General features: G+C 44.4%; 10 protein-coding genes. 2 read left to right on the top strand and 8 right to left on the bottom strand.

Annotation, left to right across the window (positions count from 1 at the left end):
* The first annotated feature begins 7 nt into the window (after positions 1 to 7).
* Positions 8 to 589 carry a hypothetical protein gene (locus ALKIM_RS0110460; protein WP_026474602.1) on the top strand — a complete coding sequence of 194 codons (582 nt, stop codon included), beginning with the start codon at positions 8 to 10 and terminating at the stop codon, positions 587 to 589.
* Here the strand turns inward: ALKIM_RS0110460 and ALKIM_RS0110465 are convergent.
* The 7 genes from ALKIM_RS0110465 to coaD all read right to left on the bottom strand — a co-directional run bounded on the left by ALKIM_RS0110465 (position 586) and on the right by coaD (position 11,565).
* Entirely contained in the window at positions 586 to 3,780 is a 3,195-nt protein-coding gene (locus tag ALKIM_RS0110465; protein WP_026474603.1) for a ligand-binding sensor domain-containing protein, read from the bottom strand. The two genes, ALKIM_RS0110460 and ALKIM_RS0110465, sit on opposite strands and share 4 nt — an antisense overlap.
* Positions 3,777 to 4,760 (bottom strand): hypothetical protein, encoded by a 984-nt coding sequence (locus tag ALKIM_RS0110470; protein WP_026474604.1) that lies wholly within the window; start codon positions 4,758 to 4,760, stop codon positions 3,777 to 3,779. Before ALKIM_RS0110470 ends, ALKIM_RS0110465 begins: the two co-directional genes overlap by 4 nt.
* Positions 4,761 to 4,771: 11 nt before the next feature.
* A complete protein-coding gene (locus tag ALKIM_RS0110475) occupies positions 4,772 to 6,178 on the bottom strand; it encodes a PKD domain-containing protein (protein WP_026474605.1) in 1,407 nt (468 codons plus the stop codon).
* A 10-nt stretch (positions 6,179 to 6,188) separates the two neighbouring features.
* Entirely contained in the window at positions 6,189 to 7,103 is a 915-nt protein-coding gene (locus ALKIM_RS0110480) for a PorP/SprF family type IX secretion system membrane protein (RefSeq protein ID WP_026474606.1), read from the bottom strand.
* Between the two features lie 10 nt (positions 7,104 to 7,113).
* Entirely contained in the window at positions 7,114 to 9,327 is a 2,214-nt protein-coding gene (locus tag ALKIM_RS0110485; protein WP_162148810.1) for a gliding motility-associated C-terminal domain-containing protein, read from the bottom strand.
* A 283-nt stretch (positions 9,328 to 9,610) separates the two neighbouring features.
* The gene (locus tag ALKIM_RS0110490) at positions 9,611 to 11,086 is read right to left on the bottom strand and encodes a TlpA family protein disulfide reductase (RefSeq protein WP_026474608.1); all 1,476 of its coding nucleotides are present in this window, start codon (positions 11,084 to 11,086) and stop codon (positions 9,611 to 9,613) included.
* Positions 11,086 to 11,565, bottom strand: coding sequence for a pantetheine-phosphate adenylyltransferase (coaD, locus tag ALKIM_RS0110495; protein ID WP_026474609.1), 480 nt, complete (start codon positions 11,563 to 11,565; stop codon positions 11,086 to 11,088). Before coaD ends, ALKIM_RS0110490 begins: the two co-directional genes overlap by 1 nt.
* 291 nt (positions 11,566 to 11,856) lie before the next feature.
* On the opposite strand from coaD, the gene ALKIM_RS0110500 reads away from it, so the two are divergent.
* On the top strand, positions 11,857 to 12,255 hold the full coding sequence (locus ALKIM_RS0110500; RefSeq protein WP_026474610.1) for a DUF2721 domain-containing protein: 399 nt from the start codon (positions 11,857 to 11,859) through the stop codon (positions 12,253 to 12,255).
* 58 nt (positions 12,256 to 12,313) lie between these two features.
* On the opposite strand, the gene hisB is transcribed toward ALKIM_RS0110500, so the two are convergent.
* Positions 12,314 to 13,444 (bottom strand): bifunctional histidinol-phosphatase/imidazoleglycerol-phosphate dehydratase HisB, encoded by a 1,131-nt coding sequence (gene hisB, locus ALKIM_RS0110505; protein WP_026474611.1) that lies wholly within the window; start codon positions 13,442 to 13,444, stop codon positions 12,314 to 12,316.
* Positions 13,445 to 13,448: the final 4 nt, after the last annotated feature.

The raw sequence follows: 13,448 nt of genomic DNA on the forward strand, positions 1-13,448 counted from the left end.
CGTTTCTATGGTTGATGGTTTGTTGATACGAAATACCGATGGCTCCAGTAGTGAACTGGAACAGGCTGTTGCGCTCCTTAATTCAGGTTTGGGAGAGGGGTATTATACACTTAACCATATAAGTGCTGCGCTTCTGAATGAAAAGGGTTCTTTCTTGCTTGTAGCGATGTTAAATGCCGATCTGGCAGGTGTTTTTTTCGGCGAAGTATCTCAGCCTGATAAAGAATCACCGGTAATTACCAAAGTGCGCAATGCAGGCTTCGTTTTACCCACCTGCTACATTGGGTTGATGAGAGGGCTTGTAGTATCTGCAAAACATCGCAATGCCGGCGTTGGTAACGCTTTGTTTGTATCGTCAATAACTGAGTTTGTAAAACGGGATGTCCAATGTCTTGTTGGCACTCTTTGGAATCATCCCCAAAATGCCGTGGAGACGTTTTTTTTGAATACTGGATTTGCTTTTTTGGGACAAGTCACACGTTTTTGGTGGGCAGATAGTGTTCAATACCAATTTGCATGCCCTGTTTGCGGAAATCCATGTCAATGTTCTGCTTCGATATATTTGAAGCAGAACATTGAAGCAGGTTAAATTTTAATGCCGATAAAAACTACATCGTCCACTTGTTCCTGTTCGCCTTTCCAATTGAAGAAGGTTGCACGGATGATTTTCATCTGTTCCTTCATTGGCAGATGGTGAATGTTTTCAAGCATTTTCCGGACATTGGCAGTCATGAACTTCTTTCCGTCGGGACCGCCAAACTGGTCGGAATAACCATCAGAGAAAATGTATAAGGTGTCGTTAGGCGCAAGTTTGTACTCTATATCTACAAATTTGCTCTCGTCCTCCATTATCGAATCACCGATGCTACGTCTGTTGCCTTTGTAAGTAACCATTTCACCATTAATAAATAGGTATACTGGTCGTTTGGCCGAGGCAAGGCGTACTTTTCCGGTGTGTCTGTCTATCTCAACCATAGAGATGTCCATTCCATCGCGAGTGGTGTCTTTCAGGTTTTTCTGGAGCAGGATTTTTATCTCCATATCCAGAAGTGTGAGTATTTGAGATGGCGCGTGCACATCGTTGCGCTTCACAATGTCGTTAAGCAAAGTTGACCCAATCATCGACATAAAAGCACCCGGCACACCATGACCGGTACAGTCGGCAGCACACACCAGATATTTATCTCTGAATGGATGGAACCAATAGAAGTCGCCGCTTACAATGTCTCGCGGTGCAAAAAACACAAACGAGTCGTTGAATTGCTCTTCAAGCAACTCTATTGGGGGCAGAATTGAAGATTGTATGCGTTTGGCATAGTTGATACTATCGGTGATGTCTCTGTTTTTGCGTTCAATCTCTGCTTTTTGCAGTCTCAGAATAACGGTCTGTGAGTTTACTTCACGTTGCAGGGCTTCTTTCTGCCTGCGCAAATTTCTTTCTCTGATTACGATTATAAGGTAGACCGAATAAGAGAGTACGAACAGAACTATCAGATAGAACCAAGCTTTTTTCCAAATTGGTGGCGCAATAACAATGCGAATAGAGAGTGGATCCCGGTTGTAAATACCATCGGAGTTTGATGCCCGTATCTGTAACAGGTATTCTCCGTCCGGCAGGTATTCATATTCACGGAAGGTGGTATTGCCCAGATTGACCCATTCGGCAGGAGCCGAGTCGCCTTTGCGTTGCAGCTTGTACTGGTACGTTACATCTTTGGGATTCTTAAAGCTTATGCCGATAAACTCGAAACGAAACTTATATCTCTCACCATAAGGATAGGGAAGATCAATTAAATCCGTTGCGACATGCTCAACACCTGATACCTTGATGGAGGTGAAATTGAGATTTGGTGCCACCCTGTTTTCAATATCTTTTTCGGGAAGATAGTTGATTACGCCCTGGCTGGATGCAAACCATAGGTTTTGGTTCTCATCGGCAACAACCTGATAAAAGTCGGCACCAAGTTCCTGTTGGTAGTCAAAAACACGGATTCTTCCGGTATTGAGGTCGATACAGCTTAATCCCGGGAAATGCGTTACCCATAAACGGTTAAATCTATCCGGTACAATGCCATAGCAGAAGTTTTTGGCGAGTCCTTCCGGCACACCCAGATGTGTTTGTGAGTCTTCGGTGTATTTTATAACGCCTTTACCGTGGGTAGCCAGCCAGATGTTTCCATTGTTGTCAAATGTCATTCCATACACATCGGTGGGTGTGTCGGTGATGCGGTGTACTTCAATGTTGTTGGATTCGATGCGGCAAACACCGCTGTTTTTTGGGCCTATCCAGATGTCTCCGGCAGGCGATTTGTAAACAAAATTGATGTTGTTATGCGGGAGGCCGTTTTCAGTTGTGAGATGTGTCACGGTTCGCTGTCGGGTATCCAGTTTGTAAAAGCCTCCTATTGTTGCCAGCCATATTTCATCGCCATCACCAGATATTCCATTGATTTTTTTACCTGTTAGTGTGGACGAGTAGTAGTATGAACTAAAACTGAAAGCTCCTTTTTTTCTAAAGAAAAGGCCATTGTTGCCTGTGGCTACCCAAATAGTGCCTTGCTCATCTTTATAAAAACCAGTTATTTCATCACGTGGGAGCCCCATTGCCACGTCGTAAAACTCAAAATCGGTAAAGCAGTATGGGTCGGCCAGAAGGAGTCCGTTCTCCAAACCAATCCATAGCTGACTGCCATCCAGAAAAACGCTTCTGGCTTTGTTGTCCTGAAAGCCAATTACCGACAGGTCATAGAATATCATGCTCTCGTTTGTAAGCGAAGATACACCGCCACCGTAGGTTGCAAACCAGTAGTTTCCCTCTGTGTCGGAAAGAATGCGCTTTACAAAATTGTTGCTAAGTCCGTTGGTCGACGAAAAGGTGAAGGAGTCGGAAAACTCCTTTTTTACGGGGTCATAAAAGAGTTGAATTACGCCATTACCCCAAGTTGCCAATAAGAGGTGCCCTTCGTCTTTCTCTTCAATGTCCTGAATGTTTTCATATTCGAGGTTGAAATGGATACAAAGGTCGTTGTTGATAATGTGAGATGCTTTTGAAACTCCGGGGATAAAGTGAAAGAAACCTTCATCTTCTGTTCCTATCCAATATTCACCTGTAACACCTTTACGCTGTTTAATTACCGTAATTGTGGTGGAGGGTATTTCAAAAAAGCGCTCTATACTTTCAATTTTACCATCGTTGGTAACGTTTAGTTTTAGAAGCCCATCGGAGGTGCCAAGTAATACCTGATTGTTATCGAGCGGAAAAATGCTGTAATAAAGCGTGTAATCCAACTGACCCATGTCAAACCATGTGGTTATGTTCATGTATCGGTCAATTTTCACAAATCCACTATTCTGAATAACTGCCCAGATGTTGCCATGGCTGTCCTGGTTCATGTTGCGGATGGGGCTGTTGGTACCTGGAATCTCAATGGGGGTGAAGCGTCCGTTGTTAAAAACAGAAATGTTCCCATTGTTATGCCCAATCCATACTTTCCCATCGCGAGCTACTAAAAGGGACATGATGAAATCATCTGCCAGCGAATCTCTTTTGGTGAACGACTCAAAACGGATACCGTCATACCTCACCAATCCTTCGCCAGTGCCAATCCAGAGAAAACCATCCTTGCCCTGCTCCAGTGAATAGATGAAATTCTGGGGCAGACCCATATATGAGTCGTAGTGTTTGAACTGAAACGTCTGTGAATGCGCGTTCCAGTTCATGAAAATGCTTAACAATACTGTTAATAGAAAAAACGTCACCTTTTGGGGCTGGTATATCATCTTACAGGTGTTTTCGGTTTTATACCTATGCTGTATTTATATTTTGGGATTCCACCAATTGGAATACTGTAAAACGGCATCAATTCTCCATATTGGTTTTCCAGATAAATGACCACGTTATTGTTTTTGATATTGGCACGGCGGTCTTTTATCATTTGTATGTCGAGTGAGCTGTTAATGTCGTCTTTTGTAATTTCATGGGTGCTGGTAGCCCAATTGTTGTCGCCCGATACGGCCATGCGTTCACCATTCTTTGATGGTGAAATGATGCGGATGATGCCGTCATTGTCCCAGTCGAAATTGCTTTGTTTGATTGCTACCACTCTGTCGTCAATATACGGGTAAATGTGTGAAACTTCATTTACATTGTCGTGCAATCTGAACTTGTATTTGAAATAAAACGCAAAAGCGCCTTCTATCGCTCTGTTTTCGGTGTTGCTCGTGCTAAGAAACAGGCGGTATAAATTGCCGTCGTCGCCTTCAAGGCCTTCCACCACCAACTTGAATACATAGCCACCATATTCGGGTAACAGCTCGCCCTCGGAAGGGTTAAAAGGGCCAAAAGTAAACCATCTGCCATCCCAACGGGCATCGTTGCCGAAGGTTCGCGAACCCAACAAGGTTCCGCTGCGGAAATTTCCGTCACGTTTGATTCTTCGTGCATCCTCGTGCGAACAGGCTTCCTTTCCGCCATAAACAGAAAAGTTTGTTCGGGTGTTCCATTCTCCTTTTTGCTCGTCGAGTGTGCCCCCCACATCGGGGTCAAATACCCGGATAAAGATTGGCTGAGTAAATGTTTCTGGCACCGAGAAGAAGATGATTTGAATGAAGTCGTCATCGCCCCAGGCTTTATCCCCGTCTCTTCCAAAGGTGACCAGGGCGGGGATGTTTTCATCTACCGCCGGAACCGGCTGGGCACGTAACAACGGTGCAGCTATAATTATCAGAAATAAAAGAAGTTTGTATCTTGCTTTAATCATCTGGTCTCTTGTTAGTTTACGATTATTGTGCGGTATGAACAGATTTGGTTTCCGTCCCAGTATGCTTCACATTTCACCCTATACTCTCCTCTCTTACGGAAAATATGATGTACGGTTTCCCCTCTGCGTCGTTCTCCATCACCAAAATCCCAAAAATATTGTACATCGGAAACATCACCAAAGCCCGAAAGTGTTGCTTGAAGGGTGATGGATTCGCCTTGTTTGGTGGTTTCAGGGAGCGTGAAGTAAACCTGCTGAGCCAGATCGAGCATCAGTTCGTAATTGGCAACAGAATAGAGTTCCTCACGTGTGACAGAGTCAATCACGTTTAACGATATCTCAAAAAAGCCCGGACCGGGGAAGCAGTGATCCACCGACTCGCCAAACCCTACGTGTCCGTCGCTAAATTCCCAGCGATACTCCACCGCAACAGAATCATTGTCGATGGCGCTCTCCTCAAAAAAGGTGAAGCAGAAAAGATCTTCGACTACCTCGGTTGGATTGACGCAAAAGAGAATTTCATACTGAAAATGGTATATGTTGTCGATTCCGCTTCGGTTGGATGCAAAATATCCTGAGGTTTCATCATTCATAATGAAACAACTGAAATCGTCAAATTCACTGTTGATGGGGGCATTCATTAGAACGGGAGTTGACCACCCCTCTTCCTGGCGTATGGTATAGAAAATATCCATTCCGCCAATGCCTGCATGCCCGTTGGATGTAAAATATAGTTTTCCGGATGGATGATAGAATGGGAACAATTCTCGTCCGGGTGTATTAACTGTTTCGCCCAAATTTTGTGGCTCGCTCCATCCGGCGTTTGTTCTGCGTGCAAAATAGATGTCGGTTTCTCCATAACCGCCTCTTTTGTTTGAAACAAAAAAGAGCATGGTACCGTCGCTGCTCAAGGAGGGTTGCCCAACGGAATATTCGCCAATGGATAATGGTATTTCAGCGGGAAGACTCCAGCCGGAAGCGGTCTTTTCAAGCAGGAAAAGTCCCAGTTGAACCTCTCCGGAGGTTTTTCTGGCCTGCCGTAGCGATTGGTTTTTTCCAAGAGTTGATATCATCTGCTGGCCGTTACCTGAAATGGTTACCGACCCGGCAGTAAGGGCTTGATTTCGAAAGGCATCAAACGGTGTGACTCTGCCGGTTTTGCCATTTGGCAGTATGGGACTTTGATATAGTTGATAAAGATGCTCGTTGTTTTGGTTGAAAACGTTTACAAACACGCTGCTCTTCCGGTTGGATATGAAATAGATGGTTGAATCGTGCACAAAAGGAGCAATTTCGCTTGAGGTTGCAGAATTGAGCTTCAACGGTGTGATGGAAATGTCCTGTGCAGCAACTGTATTACTTGTCAGCAGACCGATGAACAGTATAAACAAGGTGTAGTATATGGTTGAATTGGTCATGGTCGGTCAATTAAAAGAACTTAGGACTCACGGTTTGTATCTTATAGCCAAAATCAAACTGGATGGATACTTCATGGCTGCCATTGTTCAGAAATCCTAAATCACCCGTTGGGTAGTCGTAGCTGTAGGCAACTCTGAATTGTGGTGACACCTGCCATCCCAAATGGGCAATCCATTCCTGATTGGTGCGATAGGTCAGACCTGTCCACACTAGTTTGTGTATGATGATGCTTGCGGACAAATCGAGTATGGTAGACTCTTCTGAGTTGAATCTTAGCAATGCCGATGGCTGAAATGATACCGCTTGTTCGGGAGCAAATAGGTATCCGGCAGTGATGAGAAAATCGGTTTTTGAAGGTTCGAAAAATGGAGACTCTTTCTCGAATGCACTTTTGTAAAAGAGGTCCGAAACCGAAAAACCAGCAAAGAATCGACTGTTATACCACGCTACACCAAATCCGGCCTGAGGGTCAATTTGGGTTTCATTCTCTCCAAAGGCGTCATCGCCGGGCTCTAATAGCATGATGTCATCCCACCCCGATTTTGACGAAACAAATCCTGCATTGATACTAAATGCCAAGCGAGAGTTGTTTTCCATTCGAATACGATAGGTATATGCAGCAGAAAATCCGGTGTTTTGTGCTATGGCAAATTTCTCGTTGAAGAGAGTGAATCCCAAAGCGATATTGTCGTTTTTAAGCGGGGCATGAGCCGAAAGGAAGTGGGCATAAGGTGAATTTGGCACGTTTATCCACTGTTTTCGGTAACCGGCAAACATGGTCATTGTTTCTCGGGAGCCAGCAAATGCCGGGTTTATGGCAAACTGATTGTGCATATACTGACTCATGGGCAGCTTTTTTTGAGCGTATCCATCCGTCTGTAACAGAATCAGGAGCAATATGGTTATGGTTAGGATGTATTTCATGTTGTCCTGTTTATCTTAATGAACGTTTAATCACGAGGAAGTCCTTTATTGGGGTAATTCCATCGCCTTGAAAGATGAAATAGTAATAACCATCGGGTACTGGTCTGTTGTTCAAATCGTTGCCATCCCAATTGTCAAAGTCACGCGTTTTGTAAACTACTTCACCGGCCTGGTTAAAGACTATCAGTTCGTTGTTTCGGATAGATGAGGCGCCTAATATGGTAAAAGTATCATTTGTACCATCGTTATTTGGCGAAAAGCCGGTAGGGTGTTTTAAGCCTTTCACCACTATGGTGATTTCATCTGAAACTGTTGGGCAATTGCCATTGGTAAGGCTCCAGCGTAAAGTGGTAGTACCAAATGTAAGATTCTCCACAAGGCTTTGCGCATCGTTTGCATTCACCACGGAGCCATTACCGCTAATAACAGTCCATTGTCCCTGCCCAAAAGAGGGCTCTTTGGCGTTGAGGTATTCAGAAAATTTATGATAGAGTTCCATGTCTGAGCCAGCATCTGCGTCTGTCTGTAACGGGCTTTGGTAGAAGGTAATCGTTGTCTCATCAAAAGCGGTGCACAAACCGTTTGTTTCAGTCCAACGAAGTGTTATCGCCTGGTGACCTAAAATATTATTTACAGTAAAGGTGGATAGGGGCGATGTGGCATCACTGAATTGGTCTGTGTCAGAATCGCCTGATTGTATCGTCCAGATTCCGGCATTCAGAGGTGTGGATGCTGCAAGGGTAGCCTGAATACCACAGATTTGCTGGTCGGCACCAGCATTTGGGGCAGGCATTTTATCTACCGAGAGCAAAAACGTCAGGTTATCGAAACTGGTGTTACAGCCGAATTTATCAGTGATTTTGGTTAATGCATAAGTAGTTGTAGCCAATGGCGAAAGGGTTTTGGCCTGATTGGGCGTAGCGGTGTTGATCTCTTCAAACGAACTGTTGTTTTCGAGACGGATGATCCATGGGGCATGCTGAGAGTTAGTGGATATGTTTAAAATGGCGCTGTTTCCTTCACATATCTGGCTGGTCGATAGTGTTGCATGCAAATCAGGCTCATCTACAAATTGAATAGTGACCTGATCAGATTCAATACAACCATTGTTGTTTACTTCCCATGTGAAAGTATGAAATCCGGAGCCGGGAACTGTAACTGTGCTGTTGGGCAGGCCTGCCGATGCAAACTGCACCAGGGCGTTGGTGCTTTTCCATGTGCCGTTGCCAGTAGAAGGTGCTTCTGCGTTCAAGGTGTGCGATAATCCGCAGGCATGCATGTCGATTCCCGCATTTGCTTCCGGCTTAAGGTTTACCACAGTTGCTGTGCCATGCATCCGCTCAGATGGAGCCTCGCAGTTGTTGTTATCACTTACTGAAACGAGTGTGAATGTGGTTTGTCCGATAACGTTTCGGGGAATATTGATGTTGCTGTTAGCCTGGTTAGTAAGTGGGAAATTGCTGGTGCCGTCGGTATAAACCACATTCCAGGGGCCGAAGCCTTCTAATACGATGTTTATTTCAGCCATTCCTTCACGGCATATTTCAGATGAAGTGCTGATTGTAGCGGCAGGTGATCCGTTAAAATTGATGGTTACATCGTCATGACTCTCGCAAGCACCATTGGTTTGGATAAACCGTAATGTGAAACTGCCTGCAATGGAAGCGGTTATTGTTGCATTTGGGTCGTTTGAGTCGCTAAAGGTAAGCCCTGCAGGCACACTCCAGTTATAGGTGTTGCTAAGTGAAGATGGGCTCGCCAACAGATTGGCAGAGAATCCGCACACAGTTTGATCAACACCTGCATTGGGTACCGGTGTTTCATCAATAGTGAGTATGGCTGTTCCGGTTACGTTTGTAGAAAAAGAGGGTGAAGGATAGCTGCTGTTTCGCGCTGCAACAATTCTTATATTTACCTTATTGCTGTGTGAGATGCGGTCGAAACTTCGTGAAAGGGTATAAACCCCATCCACCAAATCCTGTTCGTAAATGCCTGATATGGATATCCATCCTCTCTCTATTAGTTCGTTATTTCCATTTGTATATAAAATTTCTGCATTGAATGGACCCGTTCCATAGAACCGTATTTTTACCTCAATATTACCACTTTCACACACAGATTTGTCTGCTGTTATTAGCTCAGCCACAGGATTTTCTTGAGCCTTCAGGGTGTGGACGCCTGAAAGTAAAAAGAATACTGTGATAATTATAAGTCGCTGCCACATCGGATTGTCCATTGAATAATACAAGCTAGCCCTTATGAAATCAAGTTTCAGAAGGGTTAAAAATTAGTTTTAAAAAGCTGGGATAGGAGGGTAAGGTGATATAAATAACGGCGCTACAAATGAATTATTATGTAATCATTTGCGCCTATCACATTTATACTGCGATGTAATTTTATGAATTTTTAACTTGAAAAAAAAGCGTATGCCACAAAATAAGCGGTGAACGTTATTGTAATTATGGTGAGCATTATCTTTTTTATGACAAACGACGGTAAAAAGAATACTACCATCTAAAGATGGAACGCTCGCGTGGCGGGTTTCTACGCAGTTCTTCGCGCTGAAATGACCTAAGCCGGTCAACAAAAAGTTCTCTGAAGTTTTCTTCAGGTGCAGGCGCTGGCGAGAGGGATAGTTTTCCGTTGGGATCTATGAGGTAATATGCCGGAACAGCCTGAATGTTATAATCGAACAGAACCCGGGGCGATGCACCGAAATGCAGAAAATCCCATTTGTATTGCTTGTTATTTTTCAGAAACAGCTCCATGTCCTCATAATGATCATCGATTACAATGGTTACAAGTTGCAGTTCTCTTCTAAAGACGCGCTGAAACTGTTCCAAAGTTTGTAAATCGCGCAGGCAATTGAAACTTTTGGTATGTACAAAATTGAGATATACAAACTTTCCTTTAAAATCCTCAAGTTGTCTGCGTTTTCCATCCTGATCAATCAGGCTGAAATCTGGTGCATCGGTACCGGGACGCAGCAACGCCATTTTTCTGTAGAACTGAGTAGCCAAAGCTCTTGTGTTGGCGGTGGATGCGTAGTCGCGCGCTGATGCCGTAATGGCCAAAATGGTGTTTTCTGCCAAATCCTTTCGATAAAATGCCTCGTACAGTGCAAACAACACCACCGATTCGTTCAGTTCTCTGTTGTTGGTAAACAATGTGTCTTTGGCAGCGTTATTGGCAATGGAGTCAAATCGCTCCCTGTTGCGAATGCTACTCAGAAGTGACTCTCTGGCATCGTCGGAATATTTTCCGGGAAAGAATCCGGTGAAAAGGGTTGTGAAAATGTCCCAGAATGCGGGCAAGTTGTAGTTTATGGGGCTATGGCTCAGATATTCGGATATGAATCGTCTGTCTTGCCTTCTAAGCGTCATGTGCCACAATTTCAAATACCTTAACTCTTTGTGCCGGTCAAAGGTGGGGTGACTGAAGGTAAAAAGCGTGTCGAGCCGGGTTTGTATTTCTTTTGCTTTGTCGGCATTGGAATGCACGAACAATTCAACAGCATTGCCATGAAACAGGTAATCAAACATTGCATCAAACTCGGTGATGTTTCGGTTGAGCAGCTGTGCTTCCCGGTTGGCTATGCCAAGCATGACCTCTTCGGGCTGAAAATGCGGATTTATTCTTTCGGATTGCGTACGCGGCTGAAAAGGTGGAAATACAAGTTGGTAGCTCTTACCCGGTTCTATGTATGCCGATGCTCTGAATCTTCCCAAATCGGCAAAAATATAAGTGGGTTCGGCAAGTGCAAATGTGAAATCAAAATGGCCATTGTCATCAATACGCATCGATGCCACTGGAACTGACTCCGGAATGATGAAGTTGGAATAACGTTCGAACACCAGATTGATACCGGCATACTCAGGCTGATGGCCTGTGAAACGCACGCTGTCGGCAGGCACATCGGTAGTTGCCGAAGCCTGCGCCAATATCAATAGCATTAGTCCGCACAGTATTCCGCTCTTTCTCATTATTTATTTTTTGATGCGATAATAAGACGGTAAATGATGTCGGGAACAAACTTGGAAGCATCGCCGCCATGCATAATGATGTCTCTTACAATAGATGAGTTTACCGGCGTATGTTCGGGGGTTGTAAGCAGGAAAACCGAATCGATACCGGTCATTAGCCGGTTGGTTTGTGCGATGGCACGCTCATACTCAAAGTCGGCCGCTGTGCGTATGCCCCGAAGAATGAAATCAGCGTTTTTCTCCTTGGCAAATTCAACGGTTAGGTTTTCGTAAGGCTCTACAAGAACACGTTTTTCATCGGCAAACTGGGCCTTGATTAACTCCACGCGCTGTTCAATATTGAAGAAATACCTTTTTGTGGTGTTGTGTCCCACTGCAATGATGATTTTATCAAACATATTAAGGCCTCGGCGAACAATGTTCTCATGCCCTACAGTGAATGGATCAAACGATCCGGGAAATATGGCTATTTTATCCATTACATGTGATTTTAATTGGAATGGTAAAAATGGGAGAAATTAGTTGAATGAGCAAGTAGTTTTATCATCTGGCAATATTCTTAGTTTTTACTATTTTTATTTCTCCTATCCGAAATTAATCTGAAATTAAAACTTATACCACTTTGGTAAGATTAGAAGACTTCAGATTAAAGTGTTGATTGTAACATGTTTTTGGTTATAAGGTTTTGATACATCACTGTTACATTTTTGTGTGGTTAGGTTGATAATTATCTGAAAGGTAAATGAATTAAATACTTGTTTTTTAGTGTTATGGAGCAACTTACATTAACAACACCTGCGCTATTGTTTTCGGCCATTTCTCTGATTATGCTGGCTTACACCAATCGGTTTTTGGCTTATGCAGCACTGGTTCGAAGTTTGCACGACAAGTTTATCCTGTCGCCCGACGACAATATAAAGGCGCAGATTACCAACATGCAGAAGCGTTTGCAGTTAACCCGCATCATGCAAATACTAGGCATCTCCAGCTTGTTGCTGTGCGTGTTATGTATGTTTTTGGTGTATGTGGAGTGGCAGATGTTGGCAGAGGTGGTTTTTGGAGTGGCATTGGTTCTGCTCATCCTCTCGTTGGCTTATAGTATCAGGGAAATTCAGATTTCGGTTAAAGCGCTTGACTTGCACTTGAGCGATATGGAACGAATGGCGTAAATCGTGTTTGAATGTTGCAAGAAAACGCCGTGTATGGCATTTTCTTGCATACATTATATTACAATACACCTTTGGTGCTTGGCAGCTGGTTGCTGAAGGGGTCTTTGCGGATGGCTGCTTTGATGGCTTTGGCAAGTGCCTTGAAGATGCCTTCAATTTTGTGATGCTCGTTAGCGCCTTCGGCTTTGATGTTTAGGTTGCTGAGCGAGGTGTCGCTGAAGCTCTTAAAAAAGTGGTGAAACATCTCCGTAGGCATATCGCCAACTTTTTCGCGCTTAAACTCTGCATCCCAAACCAACCAAGGGCGGCCACCAAAATCGATGGCCACTTGTGCCAGCACATCGTCCATTGGCAGGCAAAAACCATAGCGATCGATGCCACGCTTATCGCCCAGCGCCTTTTTAAAGGCTTCACCCAGCGCCAGACCTGTATCTTCAATGGTGTGGTGCTCATCTACATGTAAGTCACCGTTCACCTGTATGGTGAGGTCGCATCCTGAGTGGCGTCCAATCTGTTCCAGCATGTGGTCGAAAAAATGCAGTCCTGTGTTGATGTTGCATTTGCCGGTACCATCCAAATCAAGTTCTATGTGGATGGTAGTTTCGGATGTGCTGCGATCTACCACTGCCGTGCGGTCGGTGCGAAAGAGGAATGCGGTAATTTCATCCCAGTTGTTGGTAATCAGTTGACAGTGTTCCGATAATCCAGACGTTTCCAGCATCTGTTTTCCCTGCTCGGGTGATTGCACCAGAATGGCTTTGCTGCCGAGGTTTTTGGCCAGTTCCACATCGGTGAGCCTGTCGCCAATCACAAAGGAACCGGCAAGGTCATACGCATCGGTGAAATACTCCGTTAACATGCCGGTTCGCGGTTTTCTGGTGGGTGCGTTCTCTTCCGGAAATGAGCGGTCGATGTGAATTTTTTCAAAATGAATGCCTTCCCCTTCCAGTGTCTTCAGCATTTTGTTGTGTGCCGGCCAAAAGGTCTCTTCCGGAAACGATGGCGTTCCCAGACCATCCTGATTGGTTACCATCACCAGCTCAAAATCGAGGCGAGATGCTATCAGGTGCAGGTTGCGGATTGCTTTTGGGTAGAACTCCAGCTTTTCAAGACTGTCAATCTGAAAGTCGGTAGGGGGTTCTATAATAATTGTGCCATCGCGGTCGATGAAAAGGACTTTTTTTTGCATGGTG

This window comes from Alkaliflexus imshenetskii DSM 15055 (assembly GCF_000517065.1).
In the GTDB taxonomy this organism is placed as follows: Bacteria; Bacteroidota; Bacteroidia; order Bacteroidales; family Marinilabiliaceae; genus Alkaliflexus; species Alkaliflexus imshenetskii.

What these genes read in the sequence shown, in the direction of transcription:
- ALKIM_RS0110480 (WP_026474606.1), bottom strand. Translation starts at nt 7,103, where the DNA reads ATGAAATACATCCTAACCATAACCATATTGCTCCTGATTCTGTTACAG.
- ALKIM_RS0110475 (WP_026474605.1), bottom strand. Translation starts at nt 6,178, where the DNA reads ATGACCAATTCAACCATATACTACACCTTGTTTATACTGTTCATCGGT.
- coaD (WP_026474609.1), bottom strand. Translation starts at nt 11,565, where the DNA reads ATGGATAAAATAGCCATATTTCCCGGATCGTTTGATCCATTCACTGTA.
- ALKIM_RS0110490 (WP_026474608.1), bottom strand. Translation starts at nt 11,086, where the DNA reads ATGAGAAAGAGCGGAATACTGTGCGGACTAATGCTATTGATATTGGCG.
- ALKIM_RS0110485 (WP_162148810.1), bottom strand. Translation starts at nt 9,327, where the DNA reads ATGTGGCAGCGACTTATAATTATCACAGTATTCTTTTTACTTTCAGGC.
- ALKIM_RS0110500 (WP_026474610.1), top strand. Translation starts at nt 11,857, where the DNA reads ATGGAGCAACTTACATTAACAACACCTGCGCTATTGTTTTCGGCCATT.
- ALKIM_RS0110465 (WP_026474603.1), bottom strand. Translation starts at nt 3,780, where the DNA reads ATGATATACCAGCCCCAAAAGGTGACGTTTTTTCTATTAACAGTATTG.
- ALKIM_RS0110470 (WP_026474604.1), bottom strand. Translation starts at nt 4,760, where the DNA reads ATGATTAAAGCAAGATACAAACTTCTTTTATTTCTGATAATTATAGCT.
- ALKIM_RS0110460 (WP_026474602.1), top strand. Translation starts at nt 8, where the DNA reads ATGGTTGATGGTTTGTTGATACGAAATACCGATGGCTCCAGTAGTGAA.
- hisB (WP_026474611.1), bottom strand. Translation starts at nt 13,444, where the DNA reads ATGCAAAAAAAAGTCCTTTTCATCGACCGCGATGGCACAATTATTATA.